General features: G+C 65.4%; 16 protein-coding genes. 5 read left to right on the forward strand and 11 right to left on the reverse strand.

Translation table 11 applies throughout. The features are described from left to right. Together IPL75_23615 and IPL75_23620 are read left to right on the forward strand one after the other, a co-directional pair. On the forward strand, positions 1 to 807 hold the full coding sequence (locus tag IPL75_23615; GenBank protein ID MBK9243181.1) for a creatininase family protein: 807 nt from the start codon (positions 1 to 3) through the stop codon (positions 805 to 807). A gap of 369 nt (positions 808 to 1,176) precedes the next feature. Continuing rightward, on the forward strand, positions 1,177 to 4,812 hold the full coding sequence (locus IPL75_23620; protein MBK9243182.1) for a PD40 domain-containing protein: 3,636 nt from the start codon (positions 1,177 to 1,179) through the stop codon (positions 4,810 to 4,812). Here the strand turns inward: IPL75_23620 and IPL75_23625 are convergent. From IPL75_23625 to IPL75_23635, 3 genes are all read right to left on the reverse strand, one after another. Beyond that, positions 4,799 to 5,170, reverse strand: coding sequence for an STAS domain-containing protein (locus IPL75_23625; protein MBK9243183.1), 372 nt, complete (start codon positions 5,168 to 5,170; stop codon positions 4,799 to 4,801). The two genes, IPL75_23620 and IPL75_23625, sit on opposite strands and share 14 nt — an antisense overlap. A 77-nt stretch (positions 5,171 to 5,247) precedes the next feature. Further along, complete coding sequence (locus tag IPL75_23630) at positions 5,248 to 6,639, reverse strand: tryptophanase (GenBank protein ID MBK9243184.1); 1,392 nt, start codon at positions 6,637 to 6,639, stop codon at positions 5,248 to 5,250. Then, positions 6,639 to 6,986 carry a hypothetical protein gene (locus IPL75_23635; GenBank protein MBK9243185.1) on the reverse strand — a complete coding sequence of 116 codons (348 nt, stop codon included), beginning with the start codon at positions 6,984 to 6,986 and terminating at the stop codon, positions 6,639 to 6,641. Before IPL75_23635 ends, IPL75_23630 begins: the two co-directional genes overlap by 1 nt. Before the next feature lie 47 nt (positions 6,987 to 7,033). Between IPL75_23635 and IPL75_23640 the strand changes: the two genes are divergently transcribed. Continuing rightward, a complete protein-coding gene (locus IPL75_23640) occupies positions 7,034 to 8,449 on the forward strand; it encodes an aminopeptidase P family protein (protein MBK9243186.1) in 1,416 nt (471 codons plus the stop codon). A 13-nt stretch (positions 8,450 to 8,462) separates the two neighbouring features. Here IPL75_23640 and IPL75_23645 read toward each other — a convergent pair whose 3' ends face one another. Beyond that, on the reverse strand, positions 8,463 to 11,030 hold the full coding sequence (locus IPL75_23645; GenBank protein MBK9243187.1) for an ABC transporter permease: 2,568 nt from the start codon (positions 11,028 to 11,030) through the stop codon (positions 8,463 to 8,465). After that, positions 11,030 to 11,380: a PadR family transcriptional regulator gene (locus tag IPL75_23650; protein ID MBK9243188.1), complete on the reverse strand. Its 351-nt coding sequence runs from the start codon at positions 11,378 to 11,380 to the stop codon at positions 11,030 to 11,032. The genes IPL75_23645 and IPL75_23650 overlap by 1 nt, the downstream gene beginning before the upstream one ends. A 208-nt stretch (positions 11,381 to 11,588) precedes the next feature. Between IPL75_23650 and IPL75_23655 the strand changes: the two genes are divergently transcribed. Beyond that, positions 11,589 to 12,437 carry an SDR family oxidoreductase gene (locus IPL75_23655; GenBank protein MBK9243189.1) on the forward strand — a complete coding sequence of 283 codons (849 nt, stop codon included), beginning with the start codon at positions 11,589 to 11,591 and terminating at the stop codon, positions 12,435 to 12,437. A 27-nt stretch (positions 12,438 to 12,464) separates the two neighbouring features. On the opposite strand, the gene IPL75_23660 is transcribed toward IPL75_23655, so the two are convergent. From IPL75_23660 to IPL75_23670, 3 genes are read right to left on the reverse strand one after another with little or no spacing between them, the layout of a single operon-like run. After that, positions 12,465 to 13,115, reverse strand: a complete 651-nt coding sequence (locus tag IPL75_23660; protein MBK9243190.1) for a hypothetical protein — start codon at positions 13,113 to 13,115, stop codon at positions 12,465 to 12,467. Positions 13,116 to 13,126: 11 nt separating this feature from the next. After that, positions 13,127 to 13,819, reverse strand: a complete 693-nt coding sequence (locus tag IPL75_23665; GenBank protein ID MBK9243191.1) for a YbhB/YbcL family Raf kinase inhibitor-like protein — start codon at positions 13,817 to 13,819, stop codon at positions 13,127 to 13,129. A 20-nt stretch (positions 13,820 to 13,839) separates the two neighbouring features. Then, the gene (locus tag IPL75_23670; GenBank protein ID MBK9243192.1) at positions 13,840 to 14,685 is read right to left on the reverse strand and encodes a DUF1028 domain-containing protein; all 846 of its coding nucleotides are present in this window, start codon (positions 14,683 to 14,685) and stop codon (positions 13,840 to 13,842) included. An 84-nt stretch (positions 14,686 to 14,769) separates the two neighbouring features. Here IPL75_23670 and IPL75_23675 point away from each other — a divergent pair, with 84 nt between their 5' ends. Beyond that, positions 14,770 to 15,036, forward strand: a complete 267-nt coding sequence (locus IPL75_23675) for a hypothetical protein (GenBank protein MBK9243193.1) — start codon at positions 14,770 to 14,772, stop codon at positions 15,034 to 15,036. Here the strand turns inward: IPL75_23675 and IPL75_23680 are convergent, their stop codons facing one another. From IPL75_23680 to IPL75_23690, 3 genes are read right to left on the reverse strand one after another with little or no spacing between them, the layout of a single operon-like run. Then, positions 15,037 to 15,594, reverse strand: a complete 558-nt coding sequence (locus IPL75_23680) for a HEAT repeat domain-containing protein (protein MBK9243194.1) — start codon at positions 15,592 to 15,594, stop codon at positions 15,037 to 15,039. Further along, complete coding sequence (locus IPL75_23685; protein ID MBK9243195.1) at positions 15,591 to 17,465, reverse strand: hypothetical protein; 1,875 nt, start codon at positions 17,463 to 17,465, stop codon at positions 15,591 to 15,593. The genes IPL75_23680 and IPL75_23685 overlap by 4 nt, the downstream gene beginning before the upstream one ends. A 10-nt stretch (positions 17,466 to 17,475) precedes the next feature. After that, the gene (locus IPL75_23690; protein MBK9243196.1) at positions 17,476 to 22,257 is read right to left on the reverse strand and encodes a right-handed parallel beta-helix repeat-containing protein; all 4,782 of its coding nucleotides are present in this window, start codon (positions 22,255 to 22,257) and stop codon (positions 17,476 to 17,478) included. Positions 22,258 to 22,266: the final 9 nt, after the last annotated feature.

Raw genomic sequence — 22,266 nt, forward strand, 5'->3', positions numbered from 1 at the left:
ATGCGCTTGCTCACATCGGCTCTGATTGTTGTTGTCGCACTGCCCGTATTCGCACAGCAGCGAGGCGTCGAGCTGGCCAACCTGACCTGGGTCGAAGCCGAGAAAATTTTAGCCGGCGACCAGGTCGTTGTCATTCCTCTCGGAGCCGGGTCGAAGGAGCATGGTCCGCACCTGCGTCTCGACAACGACTACCAACTCGCGGAGTACTTCAAGCGCCGAGTGCTGGCCGAGAGCAACGTTGTGGTGGCGCCCACGATTACGTATCACTACTACCCGGCGTTCCTGAGTCCGGGATCCACACACCTGCGTCAGGAGACCGCTCGTGATGTGGTGGTGGACATCGTAAACAGCCTGACACCGCACGGACCGCGCCGCTTCTATGTGCTGAACACCGGCGTCTCTACGTTGGTTCCGCTGAAAGCCAGTGCGGAAGAACTGGCGAAGGCCGGTCTGCTGATGCGATACACCGATGTGCTGACGATTGCGACAGCCGAAGAGGAGAAAGTGAAACAGCAGCCCGAAGGTACGCACGCGGATGAAATCGAGACGTCGATGATGCTCTACATCGCACCCGAGCGCGTGGACATGAGCAAAGCCGCGAAAGACATCAGTCCGCGCGAGGGCGGCCGCGGCGGCCTTACGCGCGTGCCGGGCCGCGGCGTCGGGCGTTACTCACCGACGGGCATCTACGGCGACGCCACCCTGGCCACGCGCGAGAAGGGACGCGCGGTGGTGGAAGCAATGGTCGCCGGCATGTTGCGCGAGATCGAAGATCTGCGCAAAGCGCCGCTCCCGCCAAAACGTTAGCGCCTAGGCTTTCTCCATGAAGTTCCATGAAGTTCCATGACGACACACGCTATCAGGACGTGACCGGGGGTGGGCGCCGCCTTCGGCGGCGGCGGGAGTGGAGGAAGTCCGTAAACGAAGGCACCGGCTAAGTTCACGCGGAGCTTTCGTTTACGGACTTCCTTCACTCTCGCTGACCCGGCGGAAGCCGGGCACCCACCCCCGGTCACCCTTCATGGAGCTTCATGTCCTTCATGGTGAAATTCCTACGGCCTGAGCAGCCCGATTCCGGCCAGTGCCCATCGGGGATCCCGATGCCCCACTGGCTAATTGGCTCTTTTTCAGCAGAGAAATCTACTATCCTCCTGACACCATTTTCCTGAGGTGCCCATGTTTCGAACGGCTCGTTTCGTCGCGGTGTTGATCGCCCTCCTCTTCTCCTTGACCCCGCTGCCCGTAGCTCAGTCGCGCCAGGACAACGACAAGGCTGCGGCTGATGCCATCAGGACCAAGGGCCTGCCGCTCGTCACCACGCGCACCCTGTCGTTCACGACGTCCGAGGGCACCTGGATGTCGCTCGACCTCTCTCGCGACGGCCGCACCATCGTCTTTGAGTTGCTCGGCGATTTGTACACGCTGCCCGTGACCGGCGGTGAAGCCACGCGCATCACGAGTGGTCAGGCCTACGACATGCAGGCCGCCTTCTCCCCCGACGGCAAGCGCATCGTGTTTGTCAGTGACAGGAATGGGTCAGAGAACATCTGGATCGCCAACGCTGACGGAACAAAGGCGCGCGCGTTGACGACCACCGAGCGCGAGAACTACATGTCGCCAATCTGGACGCCGGATGGTGACTATGTGATCGCCGCCAAGGGCCCGCAGTTGTGGCTGTACCACGAGAGCGGCGGCTCGGGGCTGCAGATGACCGGCGCCCCGGCAACGCCCGCGGCAGCCGGTGCACCTGCGCCGGCCGCCCCGCCCCTGACCGGGCCTGTCTTCGCGAGTGACCCAAAATTCCTGTGGGTAAACGTCCGCGGCTCTGTCCCATCGGGGTTCGTCACCCGAACCCTGGGCGATGAGTCTGATTCCAACTACGACCCGCATCCGGTCGATCGCAGCTCCGCGCGTCAGATCGGCTCGTACCAAATTGCGCAACTCGACCGCGAGAGCGGCCGGCTGCAGATGCGCACACACGAGCACGAGGGCGCTTTCCGCCCAACCGCGAGTCCGGACGGCCGATGGCTCGTGTACGCCACGCGGTACGACGCGCGAGCGGCCCTCAAACTTATCGACCTGGCCACCGGCGAGGATCGTTGGTTGAAGATGGATGTGCAGCGCGACGACAGCGAGGGCGGCGGCGCGCGCGACCGCGACGTGGCGCCAGCGTCCGCCTTCACGCCCGATTCGTCCGCAGTCATCACAACCTATGGCGGCAAGTTCTGGCGGGTGGCCGTCCCCTCAGGCGAAGCGACCGAGATCCCTTTTACCGCGAAGGTCGATCAGCCGCTCGGACCGCTTGTGCGGTTCGACTATCCCATCGACGATCAAAAACTGACCGCGTCGCAGATTCGAGGCGCGCGGCCGTCTCCGAACGGCCAGCGCGTGGCGTTCACCGCACTCGATCGCCTGTATGTGGCGGACCTGCCGCAAGGCAAAGGCACAAGAAAAGAGAAGCCCGCCACGCCCGCACCAACGCCCGCAACTCCGGCCGCAGGCGGGGCTGCGGTAGCTACACCGGCGGCACCCCCTGCACCCGCCACACCTGCGGCTGCACCCACACCGGCCGAGCCTACGCAGACCGCGGCGGCGGTCATCCGCAACGCCCGGAGATTGACGACGGGCACCGATGTTGAACATGAGCCTGTCTGGTCGCCCGATGGCCAGTACATCGCGTACGTGACGTGGAATGACGAAACAGGTGGCGACATCTATCGCGTGCGCGCCGATGGGAGCGGGCAGCCTCAGAAGCTCACACCCGTGTCTGCCTTCTTCGACAAGATCACCTACTCACGCGACGGCTCGCGCATCATCGCGGTGCGCGGTTCCAAGATGCATCGGATGCGCACGCTGGAGGACTTCGGCAACCATAGCTCGGCTGCGGAACTCGAATACGTCTGGTTGCCTGCGGCCGGGGGCGCGCCGACGCGCATCACCTGGGTGGCCAGCGGCGCCACGCAGCAGGGGCGGAATGCGCCACACATTGGTCCCGACCCCGAGCGCATCTATGTGTGGGCCGGGTCCGAGGGTGTGCTCTCAGTGCGCTTCGACGGTACGGACTTCAAGCCGGTGGTGAAGGTCACCGCGCCAGCACCGCCCGGCGGCGGTGGCGGCGCGCCGGATGAGGTGGTGCTCTCTCCCGACGGCAAACGCGCGCTTGTCCGCGCGAATCGCAACGTCTTCATGGTGACCGTGCCCCCCATTGGCGGCGCGGTGCCCACGGTCTCCGCCGCGCCGCCCTCGTCTGTCCCGACGTGGCGACTGACCCGCATTGGTGGCGACTTCGTCGGCTGGACAAACGACAGCACGGCCGCTTTCTATTCGATTGGCCGCAGTTTCTTCCTGCACGATCTGGCGTTTTCAGCCGACGTGGATGCCGTCAACCGGGCCACGGCCGAGGCCGAAGCCGAACGCGCGGCCGCGCCTGCACCCACGCCGGCGCCGGCGCCAGCAACACCGCCCGCGGCGGGCCAGGCCACGACACAGAAGCCCGCAGCGCCCCCCAAGCCGCCCGTCTACGAGTACGAACCGCATCGCGTGGACGTCGAGATCATCGTGGACAAGGACAAGCCGAAGGGAACGATCGTGCTCCGCAATGCGCGGCTCATCACGATGAAGGGCGCAGAAGTCATCACGCGCGGTGACGTAGTCATTACCGACAATCGCATAACGGCCATTGGGCCGTCGGGGAAAGTGGCGATTCCCGCCGGCGCCGTGGTGCGCGACCTCAAGGGCAAGACCGTGATGCCCGGCCTGGTGGACGTGCACGCGCACACCTGGGTGGCCTGGGGCGTTCATCGCGCGCAGGTGTCGCAGTTCCTGGCGCAACTGGCGTACGGCGTCACCACCCAGCGCGATCCGCAGACGTCATCTGAAGATGCGCTCACGTACCAGGACCTGATGGAAACCGGCGAGCTGATTGGCCCCCGCCTCTATTCCACGGGCCCGGGCATCTTTGCGGTGGACAACATCCGGAGCCTTGAAGATGCGCGTGATGTGCTTCGCCGCTACTCGGACCACTACAACACCAAGACCATCAAGCAGTATCTGGCCGGCGACCGGAAGGTGCGCCAGTGGGTGATCATGGCCGCCAAGGAACTGGGCCTCACGCCCACCACCGAGGGCGGGTCCAACTTCACCATGAACCTCACGCTCATGCAGGACGGTTACGCCGGCCTCGAGCATTCACTGCCGATCAGTCCCTTCTACAGCGACGTCGTGAAACTCGGCGCCGCCAGTGGCCTGACGTATACGCCGACGATGATTGTGAGTTACGGAGGACCGACGGGGCTGCAGCACTACCTGACCAGTACAGACCTGGATGCCGACTCGCGCCTGCGCATGTTCACGCCACACGACGAACTCGACAAGTGGAAGCGCACTTCGTATAACCGGCCTGATCAGTATGTGTATCCGCTCCACGCGCAGCAGCTGCGCAAGTGGGTGGAAGGCGGCGGCAAAGCCGGCCTGGGCTCGCATGGTGAAGTGCAGGGCATCGGCACGCACTGGGAGCTGTGGATGATGGCGGCCGGTGGCATGAAGGCGCACGACGCGCTGCGGTCGGCAACCATCGACGGCGCAGAGTCCATCGGCCTGGGCCGCGATATCGGCTCGCTCGAGGTGGGCAAGATGGCAGACCTTCTTGTGCTCGACGCCAACCCGCTGGACGACCTCAAGAATACGGTGAAGATCTCAGAGGTGATGAAAAACGGCCGGCTCTACGACGCGGCCACGCTCAACGAGACGTATCCGCGCAAGAAGGCGCTGGGGCCGCAGTGGTGGTCGAAGGTGGAGCCTACAGTACGCTGACGGCAAAACTCTTCACGGCCGTCGCCTCGTCGTCGAACGATTCGAAGACGAGGAGGATCTTCATCACGCCGAAGAGCCTCGCGCTGCGGTTGGTCATGTTCAGGAGTTTGATGTCGCCGCCCTTTTCGCGCACCGTCTTGAGCTTGGCTACCAGCATGCCGACGCCGGCACTGTCGACTTTGGTGACGCCGGCGAGGTTCAGCAGCAGTTTTCGGCTGCCGGCGTCGAGGAGTGCGTGGACCTTCTTTCGGTACGCGAGGTCTCCGTCGTCGAGCGTGATTTCTCCGGTCAGGTCCAGGACGGTCACGTCGCCCGCTTGACGCTCGTCGATTCGTAGTTTTGAAGTAGTCAGATCCACGGCCGAGATTGTAGCCCGGTTGGCGCCCTTGACCTTCGACGGGCTCAGGTCACCCCGAGTGGGCCGAGGGGTGAAGTTCAGGGCGCCCTACGAGACGCCTGGACGGGCTCGAAGCGGGCGGTGAAGTGCCTGAGCACGGTGGGCGCGTGGGTCATGCGGTAACCGGGCAGCTCAGCGCGCCTTTCGCCGACAGCCGCCACTGTTTCAGCCACGAAGTCGATGTGTGATTGCGTGTAGACGCGGCGAGGGATCGCCAGCCGCACAAGGTCCATCGTGGCAGGCGTCTCTGTACCGTCGGGATGTCGGCCGAACATGACGGTACCAATCTCGACACCGCGCACGCCGCCTTCCAGATACAACGCATTGACGCACGCGATACCCGGATACTGCAACGGCGGAATGTGCGGCAGCATGGCGCGTGCATCGATGTAGATCGCGTGACCGCCCGGCGGCTGGATGATCGGCACCCCTGCGGCTGTCAGCTTCTCGCCGAGGTACGCCGTCGAACGAATGCGGTAGTGCAGGTACGGCTCCTCCACCACTTCTTCAAGCCCGCGGGCGATGGCTTCAAGATCGTAGCCAGCAAGACCGCCGTAGGTGGGGAAGCCCTCCGTGAGAATCAACAGGTTGCGTGCGGCCTCGGCCCACGCATCGTTGTTCATCGCGAGGAAGCCGCCGATGTTTGCCAGGCCGTCCTTTTTCGCCGACATGGTGCAGCCATCAGCGAGCGAAAACATCTCCTGCGCAATCGCCTTCGGCGTGCGGCTCTCCTGGCCCGCCTCGCGTGTCTTGATAAACCACGCATTTTCGGCAAATCGGCACGCGTCCAGGAACAGCGGCTTGTTGAACCGGTCGCACAGCGCGCGCACACCACGCAGGTTCTCGAGCGAGACGGGCTGGCCACCGCCGGAGTTGTTCGTCACCGTAATCATGACGAGCGGCACGCGGTCGCCCTTTTCAGTCAACAGGCGCTCGAGCGCCGCCAGATCCATGTTGCCCTTGAACGGATGCACCAATGACGGGATCCGGCCCTCGGCGATCACCAGGTCCTGCGCCTCCGCCTCTTCCACTTCGATGTTTGCGCGCGTGGTATCGAAGTGGTTGTTGTTGGGGACGATGTGGCCTGGCTTGAGGATGGTGTGAAAGAGGATGCGTTCGGCCGCCCGGCCCTGGTGGGTGGGAATGATGTGCGTGAAGCCGGTGAGGTCGGCCACCACATCCCGGAACCTGTAGAACGAACGGCTGCCGGCGTAACTTTCATCGCCCTGCATCAGCGCGCCCCACTGGGCCGACGACATGGCGCCGGTGCCCGAGTCGGTCAGCAGGTCAATCAGTACGTCCTGGGCGTGCAGCAGAAAGACGTTGTAGCCGGCCTCACGCAGGCGCGCTTCGCGCTCCTCGCGGGTGGTAAACGATATGGCTTCAACCGATTTGATCCGGAATGGTTCGATGATGGTGTGCGGCGGCATCAGTGCGCCGTGCCGGCGCCGCGCAATACGCGGACGTTGCGCACACGCGTGGTGTGCACCCCGTTGCTGAATTCAATGAACATGCCCGGCGCGGCCACCAGATCCGTGAGGATTGCGCGTCCACCCCAGGTGCATCCGGCCACGCGAACAGGGGTGGATTCAAGGCCCTCGGCGGCAAACCAGCCGCCGGCCACCTGGAACCGGCCGTCACCAAGTGCCGCAAGTGAGTAGACGGAGTTCCTGGTTCGCACCACCACCCAGTCGCCGGGCTTGATATCGGCCGCCCACACACCCTGGATGGTGCGGGAGTGGTCTGCGATGCGTTCGAGGGAGTGGGCTCCAGTCATTACCGGTCCGTGTCTTATTATGGTGCACCAACCTGGGAGGAGTTCCAATGCCGTTTTTTACCGTCCGCCGTGCAGCCTTCGCCGCAGTCCTGCTTTTTACGCCCGTTCTGACGTTCGCGGACGGGCAATCTCGCCTGGCGCCGAATGCCGCGCCTCAGGCGGAGCGGCCGTTCGGCACGCTGCGCGATCAGGCCGTGATGCAGCAGGCCTGGCTGAAGCAGCGCCTCGACACGTTTGTGCCGGCGCTGATGCGCAAACACGGCATCGACCTCTGGGTGGTGCCGATGCGCGAATACAACGAAGACCCGATCTTCTCGTCGATCGTCGCGCCCGAAACGTTCGCGGCCCGGCGCCGCACCATCTACGTGCTTTTCGACAAGTGCGCGGCGACAAAAGCGCCGGTCGCCACGGCCTGTGTGGAACGCATTGCCCTGGGTGGCACGTCACAAGGCGGGGTGTGGGAAGCGCGGACGTCCACCAAGCCCGTGGCGGCCGCTGTCGGGGGACGGCAAGCCGAACTCTGGGGTGATGAACAGTGGCAGTTGCTGAAGACCGTCATCGAAGAGCGCAAGCCGGCAGTCATCGGCATCAACCGCTCCACCGTGTTTGCGTTCACCGACGGTCTGACAAGCGGCGAACTGCAGGGCATGACCGCCGCGCTCGGCGCCACATGGGCGTCGAAGTTCAAGGACGCCGAAGGGCTGCCACTCGAGCTCATTGCATCTCGCTTGCCTGACGAGGAAGTGTTCTTCGAGAAGATGACGGCCCTCGTCTGGCAGATGACACAGACGATGTTCTCGGAAAAAGTGATTGTGCCTGGTGAGACACGCACCAGTGACCTGGTGTGGTGGTGGCGCCAGAGGGTGAACGACCAGGGTCTGGGCACGTGGTTCCAGCCAAGCGTCAGCATCCAGCGGCAGGGCGGTGTCACCGGCGACGACCCGGTCATCCAGCGAGGAGACGTGCTCCATTGCGACGTGGGCATCACCGTCGCTCGGCTCAACACCGACACACAACACAACGCCTATGTGTTGAAGGTGGGCGAGACCGACGCACCTGCCGGCCTGAAGAAGGCCCTCGCGAACGCGAACGTGATGCAGGACATCTCGATGTCCGAGATTCGACCCGGCCGCACGGGGAACGAAATTCTGAAGTCGGTGCTCGAGGGCATGACGGCGAAAGGCATCACCGGGACGATGTATTCACATCCGATTGGAGTGCATGGTCACGGCGCGGGTGCGCTGATCGGGCTGTGGGACTACCAGGACGGCGTGCCCGGTCGCGGTGACGCGAAGATCATTCCCTCGATGTGGTACTCGATCGAGTTGCAGGCCACAACGCCTGTGCCCGAGTGGGGCGGCCAGCCTGTGCGCATGGCGCAGGAAGAAGACATGATCATCGCCGCCGACGGCAAGGTGCGGTGGGCGCTCAAACGCCAGGACACCTTGTTCCTGGTGAAGTAAGCGGGTCGAGTGACTAGTCGCCGCGCAGGGCGCGAAGGGGATTGGTGCGCGAGGCACGCCGGGCTGGCAGGTAGCAGGCCAGCATGGCTGCGGCCGACAACACCGCAACGGCCGCACCCATCGTCAGCGGATCCCCTGGACTCACGTCCACAAGCAGACTGCGCATCAGGTGCGTGAGTGGAACCGCGGCGCCGAGGCCCAGTGCTGCGCCCGCGACTACAAGCGCGCCTCCCTCGCGCACAAGCGGTCGAATCACGTCCCAGCGGGTGGCGCCCAGTGCCAGGCGAATCGCGGTCTCTCGGGCGCGCTGCCGGGTGGAAAACGCCATGACGCCGTAGATGCCGAGCACCGCCAGCACGAGGGCGATTGCGCCAAACCCCGTCAGGACGCCCGCGATCAGCCGCTGAGGTGCCAGCCGCCGCAGGACCAGTGCATCCATTGAGTTGACGTCGTAAACCGGCAACGTCGGATCAAGTTCCGCGACCACGGTGCGCAACCTCGGCACAAGCGTGGCCGCATCAGCGCCCGTCCGGATGACGAGCGTCATCGAACCCCACACGCCTCCTGCCGCCGGCACGTAGTAGGTGGGTGATGGCCCCACCGCCGGGTCGTGATGACGCGTGTCGCGCACGAGTCCGACGACGGTTGCCGGGTCTCCACCGCCGCCGCCAAGGTCCAGTTGCCGGCCCACCGGATCGCGGTCGCCCCACACCATGCGCGCCAGCGTCTGATTCACGATGATCACCTTCGGCGCATCCTCATCGTCTCGCACGGAGAAATCACGTCCGGCGAGGACCGGGGTTTCCATGGCGCCGAAGTAGCCGTCGGTCACGATGCGCCAGTCGGCCTGAACTGATTCGGTGGGAGCGAGCCGCGCCGCGCCAACAGGAAACACGTGGAGGCTGAGGTTGCCACGCGTCATCGGCGCGTGGCTCGTGGCTCCAGCCATGGCCACGTCGGGTAGCGCGCGCACGCGCCGGAGCAGATCGATGAAGAACGCTTCCGGCCGTTCGCGCGGTGCGATGTGCGCGGTGACGATGCGCGTCGACGTGAAGCCGAGATCGACGCTCTGCAAATGACTCAGGGTTCGCATGGTCAAGCCCGCCGCGCTCAGCAGCACCACCGAGAGCGCCAACTGGCCGACGACCAGGGCGTTTCGTGACCAGTGGCTGCCCGCTGCCACAGACCGCCCTCCGTCGCGCAGACCGCGAGTGACGTCGAGCCTGGCCATCTGGCGTGCCGGCGCAATGCCGGCAAGGACGCCCGTGACAGCTGAAACGAGAAACGCAAACGTGAGCGCCCAGAGGTCCACGCCAATCTCACCAGCGCGTGGCAGATCTGTCGCCAGGGTGGTGCGCCATAGACGCATGCCGCTGAACGACAACGCCACGCCAAGAGCGCCGCCGACGCCTGCGAGCAGCAGACTCTCTGTGAGCAACTGACGAAGGATCCGGCCGCGCCCGCCGCCGACTGCAGCGCGAACGGCGATCTCTCGTGTCCGCGCCGAGGCGCGGACGAGCAACAGGCTCGAGAGGTTCGCGCAGGCCACCAGCAGCAGGACGCCTACGGCCGTCAGCAATAGATACAACATGCGTGGCGCACCCGGGCCAACCACCGATTCGGCGAGTGGCGTGACTGTGACGCCCCAGCCTCGGTGGTGATCAGGGTAGTCGCGGCCGAGCTGCTGGGCGATCGCCGCCATTTCGCTCGACGCCTGTGCAATGGACACACCTGGCTTCAGTCGCGCGTACACGTTCAGATCGGCGTAGCCGCGACGGTCCTCGGTGAAGGGCACCGCAGGCAGCAGGACGTGGTCTGTGGTGTTCAGGCGATCTGGCGGCGCCACGCCAATGATCGTGTGCGCGCGGCCATCAATGGTCAGCACGCGGTCTAGCACTTGCGGGTCCGCGCCAAATGCGCTCCGCCACAGGCCGTGCGACAGCATCACCACCTGCCCGCCGCCCTTCTCGTCGTCTGTTTTCTGAAACGCGCGGCCGAGCGCGGGCGACAGTCCCAATAGCGGGTACATGTCATGCGTGAGCCATGTCGCGTCGATGTGCCGCGGCTCGCCCAGTCCCAACACTGTCACGGCTCCAGTGCGTTCGGCAGCCATGGAGGCAAAACTCCGGCTGCGCACCTGCCAGTCGCGATAGAGCGGCAAAGAGACGGAGAACGCGTCCACCCCCCGCTCCTGATTCGACTGCGCGAGGCGCACCAATCGGTCCGATTCAGCGAATGGCATGGGTGCCAGGACAACGGCGTTGAGGGCGCCGAAGATGGTGGTGCTGGCGCTGATGCCGATGGCAAAGATCAGAATCGCGCCAAGGGTGAACGCCGGAGTTCGGCGCGCGACTCGAAAGGCGTATCGCAAATCCTGTCCGGCCTGCTGGAGCCAGAGCGGGAACCAGACGGTGCGTGCGTCTTCGCGGACGGCTGCGACGTTTCCAAACGCCATGGCGGCAGCGCGGCGCGCTTCGTCTGGGGAAAGTCCTTCGGATCGGCGTTCTTCGGCATCAAGTTCCAGGTGCTGGCGAATCTCGCGCTGCAGGTCGTCGTCGCCCTTGAAGCCGCGCGTTGCCATCAGGACCTCGCCTGGCCAGGCCGGAGCAGCCGTGTCATGGCCTCTGTCAGTTGCGCCCACTTTGATTCTTCGGCCCGCAGTTGCGCGCGGCCTTTGGTGGTCATCCGGTAGAGCTTCATTTCGCGGCCCGAGTCCGTGGCCTCCCAGCCGGAAGTAATGCACCCGACCTTCTCCAGGCGCTGCAGAGCCGGGTACAAGGAGCCGTGCTCGACGGTCAGCACCTCGTCCGTGACAGACTTGATGTGTTTGACGATCCCGTGTCCATGAAGCGGACCAAAGACGAGCGTTCGCAGGATCAGGAGATCCAGTGTGCCCTGGATGATGCCGGGTTTCTTCGCGGGTGTTGCCATGGTAGGTAATCTACTATACGTAGTAGATTCCCTTCCAGTTCTCACAAAGAGCCAATGAGCCAATGCCTCTGGAATTTCGTAGCGCGGCGTGGGTCTCAACGCCGCGGTACACTGGCGGCCTTCCGCCTTCGCTGAAGCTTCGGCGGACCGCCGTAGCCTTGGCGGAGGCTGGTGAGACCCAGGCCGCCCTACGAGGAGGGGAGTGCAAATGAAGAGCAAAACGATCCTGATCACCGGCGGCACAAGTGGAATCGGCTTGGAGTCCGCCGCCGTCCTGGCCGGCATGGGCGCCAGGGTGATTATTGTCGGCCGCGATGCAGGTCGCTTGGCGCAGGCGCAGGCCACCATCAAAGCCCGGTCGGGTGCGGATGCTGCGGCGTACCTTTGCGATTTTGCCTCGCTGGCGGCTGTGCGACAGCTGGCCGACCAAGTGTTGCGCGATGTCCCGAAGCTGGATGTCCTCATCAACAATGCGGGCGCTGTGTTCGCGCGTCGCACGCTCACTACCGATGGACTCGAAGCCACGTTTGCCGTCAACCACCTCGCGCCCTTCCTGTTGACGCAGCTTCTTCTGCCGCGCCTCAAGGAGAGCGCTCCGTCGCGCATTGTTACGGTGGCGTCGGGCCGGCACGCGCACGGCACCATGGACTTCGACGACCTGGGCTTCACCCGCGGCTATCAGATCCTGCGCGCCTATGCCCGGTCGAAACTGGCGAACGTGCTTTTCGCATCGGAACAGGCGCGCCGACTGGTGGGCACGAGGGTGACGTCGAACAGTGTGCACCCCGGTCGCGTGGCCACAAACATCTGGGCCGGCGCGCCGGCGTGGACGAAGCCGCTGATCCGCTTCTGGCTGAGCAGGACGTTCATTTCCGTGGAAGAGGGCGCGGCCCCCGTGATCGCGCTGGCCTCTCGGCCCGACCTTGACCAGGTGACAGGCCAATACTTCAACCGGCTCGAGGCCGCAGCTCCGTCAGGCGTGGCGCAGGATTGGGATGTGGCCTCGCGGCTCTGGCGCGAAAGCGAGCGCCTTGTGGCCGCAAACACTCGGGCTTGAGGAACAGCCCGAGGCTTGGCGATGAGCCTACATCATCAGGCGGCGGGCTTCAGGGATCTGCGTGAGCAATTGCTCGAGACGTCCGGCCCAAAGCGCGCCGGGCAAGCGCCAGGCGGCGTAGCCAGCATCCCGAACGAGGACACCGCCGTGTGGCCACGCTTCGAGCGCACGGATGCGATCGGGCGTCAACCACGCGTCTCTGACGCGCGGTTCGGCTTCGACAAGGATCCCGCCCGGCGTCGTCAATCGCAGCGTCGTCGCGTCAGGAACATCAACACCAAGGCGGCCGGCAACGCCCGCGTTCATCAGCGGAGTCACAGATGGCGCGCGCCACACAATCAGCGGCCCCGCTGATTCGCGGATCGGCCAGACCACAAGCGTGAACCATTCGCCGGTCTGACGTGAGCCCGTGCCGGTGCATTCATGTTCGGCAATCGTGCAGGGCAGCGCGTCAACAAAACCCTCGAGGCCGATGCCCCAGATGCGTGCGCCATGCACATGCAGGCGCTTCGAAAGCGTGACGGCCGCCGCGTGTGCAACCGGTGCAAACGGCACTGGGCGGGCAAATCCATGCGCCTGTGCCCAGCGTTCCACGCCAGACGCGCGCAGACGTTCACGGAAGAGTCCATAGCCAAGCGCAGCAACAATCGCGACGACGATGGGAAACCAGTTGGGCACGCGCGGTCCGTTCAGGTGACGGGCCGCTTGAACACGCCGGCGGTGACGGCCTTGCCGCGCACGTGCGTGGCCATGGCGGCCATGACCGCTGCGCGCGTTTGCGGCACCGTTGCGCCTGCTGGACCAAGAGCCGGAACATCGATCATCGAGTCGAGCGCGTAGAGTTCGAACAGGTACACATGCGCCGGGCCAGACGCGGGCGCACCGGGTCCGCGATAGTTCGGCCCGGTCACGCTGATCTGCCTTGAACCATCGGCCATCTGCGCACCCTGTGGCACTCCTTCAGGCAGCGATCGCGCGGCCGCCGGAATATTCCACACCATCCAATGCAACACATCGTCAGTCCCCTGGCCGGCGGCGGCGGAGACGTCGTGGACGATCAGGGCGAAGCTCACGGTGGTTTCGGGCACGTTGTCCCACGAGAGCGCCGGCGAAACGTCGCCGCCCGCTTGCGTGTACTTCAGCGGGATCTCCGCGCCCGGCGCCCACGGCGCGGTGAGCGTCATGATCTGCACGCCGCCGCGGCCGCGACCGCCCCCGCGCTGGCCGCCCGCGGGTGGCGTTTGGGGCGGAGGCCCGCCGGCGCGCTGCCCGGCCGCCTGGCCGACGGCGGCGGCACCAGCTGGTGGAGGCGTTTGCGCCGGCACGAGCGCCACGGCCACAAACACCAGCATCAACGCGAGAGTGATTCGTGTGGTGCGCATCGGCGTTTCCCTGCGTTGAGTCATTTGAAGGTGGCCGGTTGCGTCTTTCGCCACGCGTCGTACCGCGCGCGCAGGGTTTTGACGGGGTTGAGGTTTTCACCTTCGCGAATGGCGCCAGGCCCACGATTCTCCCCCGGCTGCGCCACGGTCAAGTACATCGAGTACTTACCGTTGTTGTGCGAGTCGCCGTTGGTGTCTTTCGGGTCCGACATCAGGATGTAGGCGACGTGCGACGTCTTGCCGTCGCAGGCGTTCACCGGGCGCGAGCCATCAGTGGGCCACGGCGGGCACGAGCACCGGCTGTCGCCGCCGGACCCGTCGGCCGCCTCCATCGCCGCCATCACGCGATCGGTCAGGGCGCCTTTAGTGGCAAGAAACGCGGCGACAGCGTTCGGCACCACCATGCCGGGCCGCAGGATGTTGCCCTGAATCGAGTAATAGATGTCGGTGCCGGGCACACGCCCCTGCACGTCCTGCGAGACGTAGCCGTTGCCCAGGCCGGAGTGTCCTGCGCTTCGACCCTCAAGGTCGAGGATACCGAACTGGCGCGACTGGAACGCCGGGTCGGCGCTCAACATCGCGATGATCTGTTTCGGGTCCGTGCCCTTCTGCAACTCGCGGAAGACCAGCATCTGATTCTGATGCGTGCCGTCCACTCCGGCCTGGCATGCGGCCACGCCCAGGCCAGGGACAATCACGGCCTGCACGCCCATCAGGAACTGGTCGTTCTGGTTCACGCACGTCGCCGAGGCAATGACGACGCGTTTGGTGGCCAGGTCGACGGCGATGACAGACCAGGTGGCCGAAGCCGTCGCAGGCAGGAGGCATGCGACTACCAGGGAGACAAGAACGAAGGCTCTGCGCATGCCGGGGATTATAGCGGCTAACCAATGAGCCATTGGCTCATTCCAGTGAAGGGGTATTCTTGCGGGTAGAGAAAAGAGGCAATCATGGCAGCACGAAAGAAAGAGACAAAGTTGAACGATGCGGCGGAAGCGGTTGGGCACGCGCTCGGTCGCGTGGCGAACGTCGCCACCCGCGCAGCCGCCGGTGCGAAGTCGGCGACCAAGGGAGCCAAGGCTTCCGTGAAGCGCGCGAAGAAGGCCGCGGGCAGAACGGTGAAGAACGTCCGCAAGTCGGCAGACCGAGCGACCAAGCGCGTCAAGAAGGCGGTCAAGGCCACCAAGAAGAGCGTGGGGCGGTTCAGGCGTCGCTGACTACTGCAGCCGCTTGGTTGCGAGCGCCCGCACGTCGGCGTCGGGGTCCGTGCGGGCGATGCGTTCCAGCACATCGCGGCTGAGGCAGCCGAGTCGGCCGGCGGCTTCCACGGCCATCCACCGTACTTCTGCGTTCGTGGCCGTGAGCTTCGGCGTGATGTCCGCGCATGTTGCCGGGTCACGGCTGGCGGCCAGGCCCGCAAGGGCTGCGACAACCTCGTCTGGATCATGCGAATCGAGCGTGCGGCGCAACACCTCGCGTGCCTCCGGGTCTGGCGATTGGCCCAGGCCGGCTGCGCCATACGTGCGCGTGCGCGGATCGGCAAACGCCCGCTGAAGCAGGGGCGTGGTTTCCGGTCGGCGCAGACGCCCCAACAGGTCTACCAGCACCACGTCCAGCGGCGCGGCCTCCGCCTGCGCGATCGCCACCGGCAGCACACGGTCAGTGTGCGCGACCAGCCAGGCCAGTGCACGATCGCGTTGCCGCAGATCCGGCGGCGATCCCGCCCGAATGTGGATCGCGGCGATCTGGCGCACCACCTCAGGATCGAGCGTCATGCCAGGATCGCCGCGGCATCGGCCGGAGGGAACACATTAACGACTGCGGTGGTGAAGGCGGCGAACGCGGCACCATTGATCGTCGGGTCTGCCTGGAACCGAAGATGTAAGCCGCGCACCAGCGCGCGCGCGACTCGGGCTTCAAACGCATCCTTGATGAGCTGCATCCGGTTCTGAATCTCCGGCGCGGGATCGTAGTTCATGGAATCGAGTGCCGAATCGGCCGGTGCGTTGGCGACGTAGTACGGCACTTCACGCATCAGCGAGTACATCTCCGTCTCGTGGTAGCCGTAATTGTCTTCCTCGCTGACCCGGGCGTCGCTGCCGGCTCGCGGACGAACATACCCTGGCATTCGTCGAGCCGACGCGTCGTACAAATCCAGTCCGTACGTGGTGCCCATCCCCTCGTACGTGTTGTGTCCCCAGACTTCATGCACGACCGTCGGCAATGCATAGGCCGGGTTGGCGGCCACCATCTGCATGAATGCGTCACCAACAGCCGCGCGCAGGTGCGGCGGGTCGGTCATGGCCACAATGCCCGCACCGCGTTCGAAGATGCCGCGCGCTTCGGCACGCAGGTGCCGGGCCGTGAGGCCGAGCTCGGGGTGGTTGGCCGCGACCCACGTCACAAACGCGGGGATCGAGACGGTATTGAGCGTGTTGTTGAGCGTTCTCTCTTCCGCGCGCGTCATGGTTGCCGTCTGTGGCGCGATTGACCCTGACGCCACTTGTGCGGCCTGCTGCGCGGCAATCTCGGCCGGCGTTGGCGGCGCCGATCCTGCCGGCAGGGCCGCCGCAGCAGCCGCCGTGTTGCGGGCGATCATTTCATCAGCTTGCGCCTGCGCCATCTCGGCCTCACTGGCCAGACCCTGCGACGCCGCGTCAGCACGTGCACCGACGCGCTGGATGCGCTCAAGGAGGTCACGCGCTTGCGTGACAAACGTGCCTCCCGCCTGCGTCGAATTCGCCGGCAGCGCCAACAGCATGTCGCCCAGATGGTTGAAGCCCGCGTAACGGGCCACCATTTCATCCCGCCTGGCCCTGGTGACGGTCATGAATGCGCGGAGGGTGGCCTCGGCCTGTGGCTGGGTCCACGTGCCGCCGTTGACCAGCAACGGCCGGATCTCAGGGTTGACCCAGGGGTCGGCCGCGTCTGGCTGATCGGGCAGCAGGAGCACCGCACCGGGCACAATGACGTGCTCGCCGGCGGCATTGACCGTGACGTCGCGCGGATTCGCACGGGCAATCGCGCCGACGTATCGTGCATCCCCGTACACCTGAACCGCGATCGCCGCCAACGTTTCGCCCGCCACCACCGTGTGGGTCATACGCGACGACCCGGCAGGAACAAAAAACAGGGGACCTGGCTCGGCTGACACCAGGCCGCGTCCGATCAGGTCTGACGCGCCAAAGCCGCGAATCACGCGCGCGGCCACCGACGCGGCATGGCGCTCGGCCCCGCCGCGATCGGTCCGCCGGCCGGTGCCACGCATCTGCAGCACGTGCGCGGCCTCGTGCGCGGCCACTTCCACGACGGGCTGCCGCGCGAAGCGCACGCCGCCATTTTCTGTCACCGCCTCGGCGCCGGTGCCACTTAACGACGGGTCGATCGTCGCAGGCGCGTCGAAATTCGGGATGCCAAACGCCGAGGCGATGGCGCCTCGATGAGGGAACGAGGCCAGCGGCTCGACCGGGTTCGCTGCACACCGCGGGCACGTGCCTCCGCACGCGCACCCCGATGGCGAGGGCCGCCGACCCGACGGGGTCGTCGCGGTCTCACGACCTCCCCCCGCACTCACACCGCGGTCATGTCCGCTGCTTGCTTTTGTCCCCGCGCTGCCGCGCGCGGCCGCCATCGAGGCACGTCTCATCGGGTCCGCCTCACTTTGGTTTTTTTGCCTTCTTCGCTCTGGCCCTGGCGACCGCCTTCTTGCGCGCCGGCTTCTTCTGGCGCCTCGGGTTCGGCGAATCAAGCAGCCGCTTCGCCGATTCAGCCAGCTTGGCGGCCGCCGCACGGTCGCCAACAATTTCCACGAGCTTCGCTGAACTGACTTCGAGGATGCCTTCCACATCCACGATCCCGGCCGCGATCAATCGCCTGCGGAGCGCGGCATCCATCTCGAGCTTGGTCAGCGGCGTCCGCGTCGTCGGAGCCGGTGCTGGTCCCGGCGTTGGATCGGGCCTCGGCTCCGGCGTGGGTGTGGGCGCTGGGCCGGGTGTAGGCGTTGGTGTCGGGTCTGGCCGTGGCGTGGGTGATGGCGCTGGCGTCGGTTTCGGCTGATCGAAGATGACCGTGCCGGTCACCGCCACCGATCGCGGGATGACGCGTACCGGCATCGTCAGCGTGATCTGGAGATCCGCGCCGGCGGCGACCACGATTGGATCTCTCTCGAGCAGTACCTCGGCACCGGCCGCATCCAGCACACGGGCCCGCAACTTGCCGAGCCGGGCCAGGCGCGTGGTTTCATCCGCATCGAAGCTGTCGCCGAACGCGCCGTACTTGTCGCTGCGTCCCAGCGCCGCAGCCTGAGCACCGGCCGCATTCACCAACTCAACAGCGAATCCTGCCTGACCCTGTCCTTTGCTGTTGACGAGCCGTCCGCTGATTGCCGCACCTGCATCGGGCACGACGGGCGCGACACTGCCAAACGCCTCGGCGCTTGTCGTCAGGAACTGTTGTGTGACGACGCCGGCCTCGGCCTGTGCCGCAAGCGACCGTGTCTTCGGATGATCGGCGCCGATCTTTTCCTCAAGGCGGAAGCTCTCCGTCTGATACGCACGCGTGACCGCCACCTGCGTGGTGTTCACCTGCAACAGCGAGGTTGAGGTGTAGCCCTTCGCAAGTGCGTTGACCTCGGCTTCCGTGAACGCATCTGCGTCGATCGTGCCGCCCAACTGCGAGGCCTGCGCAGACAGCGCAGGCGCTGCCATCGCGCCCACCTTCACCGGCGCTCCGGCGGAATCCTTGCAGAACGTGGAGTCGAAGACGTGGTTGGGCGTATCCACGGTCTTTGGCACATGAGCGCCTGTGGACACCGGCTGCGCGAGGATGCAATGGTCGGCCTGGTTTGATGCCGTCATGTTGGCGCGAAGAGCGATGGTCAGCATCGACAACGTGCGCGTCGCGTCTTCGCGCAGTCGTCCGCCGCCGGCACGAAGCGTGTCTCCGATGAGCACCGTATTGCAGAAGAACGGATCCCCCCTGTAGACCGCACTCGTGTTGCCGGAGTAACCCAGATCGTCCAGGCACACCACCGCCTGTGCCATCAGCGATCGGTTGACGGCGTCCAGACGCACATAGTTGTCGGCGAAGATCGTCTCGCCACCGGGCAATGACGCTTCGGCGAGTGTGGGGAACCGCTTGCTGTTGCCAAGTTTTCCGCCGGCCATCCGCGCGATCAGGCGATGCATGCCGCCGAGGTTGCACAGCAGCACGCCGCCAAACGCCGTGTCGATGAACCCGAACCGTCCGGTGAACTCACTGCTCAAGTGATTGTTCGCCACCGACACCGGCCCAAACGCAAACGCCGTCAGCGCGCGTCCGGCTGGCTGGTCCACGCGATTGTCATGCACACGCAGCGCCGGCTGGCGGCCACTGGACGTGGAGAGTTTGCTGACGGTCGCTCCGGCGAAGCGGACATAGATGCCGCCGCGCAGACCGGCGCGGCGCTTCTCTTCGTAGTCGGGCGTCATCGCCCCGTTGGCCGAGATCGTGTTGTCGGTGATCTCGACGTCATTCCCCCAGCCGACAAACACGCCGCACGACGGGTCGATGGCCGTGGCGCCGTTGTCGTTGATGTGATTGCCTCGCACAGCCGCCGACTCGACCATGCCGAGCGACACGCCGCCGCGGCCAATCTGCTCGGCCTCGGCCAGCATCTGCGGCGTGAACGGATTGCGCAGGTTGTGGTGCAGGCGGTTGTTCAGAATCACCAGGTCGCGCACCGGATGCGTGGCCTTCACGAGTGGCGTCAACGCGAGATTGAGCAGGGCCGCATCCACGAAGGCCAGCAGCGAACCCTTGGCGTTGTTGGTAGGGAGTGTCACCGCCTTGCCCGCCAGTTTGGTGCCGGCGCGCAGGGCGAAGCCGATGCCCGACAACCCCATCATCGAGACGTTGTTGGCCTCAATCGTGATTTCATGCAGGAACGCCTGCGCCTTGCCGATGCCCGGCCGAGGGCCGATGGTCACTGCGTTCACCAGCACGCCCTTGTCTCGTGTCTCGGTCACCTTGAGCACCTGGTACTTCGGCGCCACGTCCAGGGCGTAGGCCCCCGGCGCCGACTTCACACTCACCAGGCCGGCCGTGTCACTGCGATCGGCTGCGGTGCTGGCATCCGCCTTTGCGTCATCCAGATACACATCGATGCCCTCCTGCGCGATGCCGGCTTCGTTCTGCACCACGGCCAGGAACTGACCCGACGCATCCACGGTGACCGGCGCAGCCTTGGCCACGGCGCGATCGCGCAGGATGGGCCCAGGCGGTGGCGCGGGGTCGAGGTCACCGCCGAGGGTGATGCCGTTGCCGGCGCCGCCAACGATGTGGTTCTCGAGCAGGCGCACGCGCTCGGATCCGGCGCGCAGATGAATGCCGCCAATGGCGCGATAGGGCTGCTTGGGCACCAGCAGCGACAGGCCAAACGTCCACACCTTCGTGGCGTACGCCTTCACCAGGTCGGGGAAGCGATAGATGATCTCCGGCCGAGCGCACGGGTCCGCCGGGTCCCGCGTCGGATCGTCATCGGGCACATCGGGCTCGTCAGGAGTGGTGTCGACAAATGGCATCAGCACCAACGTGTTGCGCTCCACGAGGCTATCGTCGGCTTCGAGCGAGATGGTGGTCAGTCCTGCAACCGTGTCGAGCAGGTGCAACCGGTTGTTGGCGATGTGCAATTCGGCCGCATCGTTGGCCCGGATGCAATGCACGCGCGACACCATGCGCGTATCTTCAATCGTGACGTCGCGGCAGCTGCCTTCTTTCAGGCCCTCGATGAGCACGGACGTGCCGTCAAAGGTCAGCAGGTCAACGTCGCATACCCGAATGCCGACGCAATCGACGAAGTGCAGAATGGGATCAAAACGTGCCTCCGTACGCGGCAGCACCAGCGTGCGGTGCTCGCAGCCGTGAATGGTGATGTTCTGTTTGCCTTGCAGCGTGAGGTTCGCGCGGTGGAGCCCGGGCAACAGGCACAGCTCACCGCCGGCGGACGGCAGGTGCGACGCGGCTTCTTCAAGCGAGTTGAAGTCGCCGAAACTCGTGACGCCGTTGCCCACAAGGAACGTGCAGCACACTTTCTGGTTGATCAGCGGCCGGAAGCGCTTGCGGCAGTCTTCGATGCTTCCCGAGACGGTCGTGTCCTGCTGGGCGGTCCAGTTGATCTCCGCCAGCGGCACCCGGTGATAGACCACCCCGACTGGAGGCGCGTCATCCACCAGTACCTGCGGGTTGGCGATTTCCCCGGCCCGAACGGTAAACGTCCAGTAGTCGCCGCTGCGATAGTTACCGGCCGCGGGCGCGTCGAACGCCAGCCGGATGCCGTCGCGCAGTTCCACCGGATTCGCGGCATTGGTAAACGCCGAGATGTTGGCAATGCCGTTCCACAACCGGAAGAACACCGAGTCGGTGGTGGAGGGCAACGTTCCAAAAGTCGCCGGCGATGTCAGCGCCAGGTCGTGGTCGGTGTTGAGAGAGGCCATGGTGCCGTAGACCACGGTCCATGCGCCCAGCAGGGCGTCGTACTGCAGCGCCTCGAGATAAAACTCGGTGAGTCCGGAGTTGACGATGGCCGCGCGGCCGGCGTCGATGATCACGCGATCGGGATCGGTACCCGTGTCGAATCGCCCGCGTCCCACAAGGCCGCCGTTCCACTGGCTCCACTTGAACTTCGCCGGGGCCGCCGGCGGCGCATCCGCGATCTCAATCCGGTAGAGATGATGTTCAAAGCCCGTGTAGCCGCCGCCGCCCACGACGGGGCAATCACCGGCAACGCTCACCAACGGTGCGAGCGACGCAGTCAGCCGGCCTTTGGATGCCGGGTCATCGCGGAGCTTTCCCAGAATGGTGGTGCAGTCTTCTCCGTCGGCGAGTCGCAGCAACCGGACGCGGAAATTGACGAACGCACGTTCAGAGGTATCGGGACCACCAAGCGCCGCTTCGATCAGCCGCTGCGGATACTGGAAACCGTGGAGCGCCTCTTCCGACACCTCGAGGATCACGGCATCGCGAGTGGCATCGTTGATGCCGCCGACCACCGGGGTCGGCGCGGAGATCGGTGCGCCGAAATACGTGGCGATCCGTTCGACCGGCGCATCCGGGTTGGGTGTTTCGCCCGGCAGCCGCGTCAGGATGCCATCGGCCCACGCCCGCCCTGGCCGAAGCATCACGTGTACGCTGCCGCCGGTGACTTTCGCCGACTCGACGCGGAACCCCTCGGGCTCGGTGGCGGGCACCGCGCAGACGCCGGCGCCGATGATGTCGCGGCCGGCCTGCCCGTTCCAGCCCAACCCGATCAACTCGCCCTCAGTCATGTCGGCGTCGGTTGTCACACGCCCCTGCTGGTGCAGCACGCCGCTGATGTTCCGCAGCACGCCCTGTTCGGGCTCGTCCACGCCGCGCTTGTGCTCGTGTGGGTCGAAGTTGAGAACCGAAAAATCGCCTTTCATCGCGTCCCC

It is taken from the genome of Acidobacteriota bacterium, assembly GCA_016716905.1.
Classification (GTDB): domain Bacteria; phylum Acidobacteriota; class Vicinamibacteria; order Vicinamibacterales; family SCN-69-37; genus SYFT01.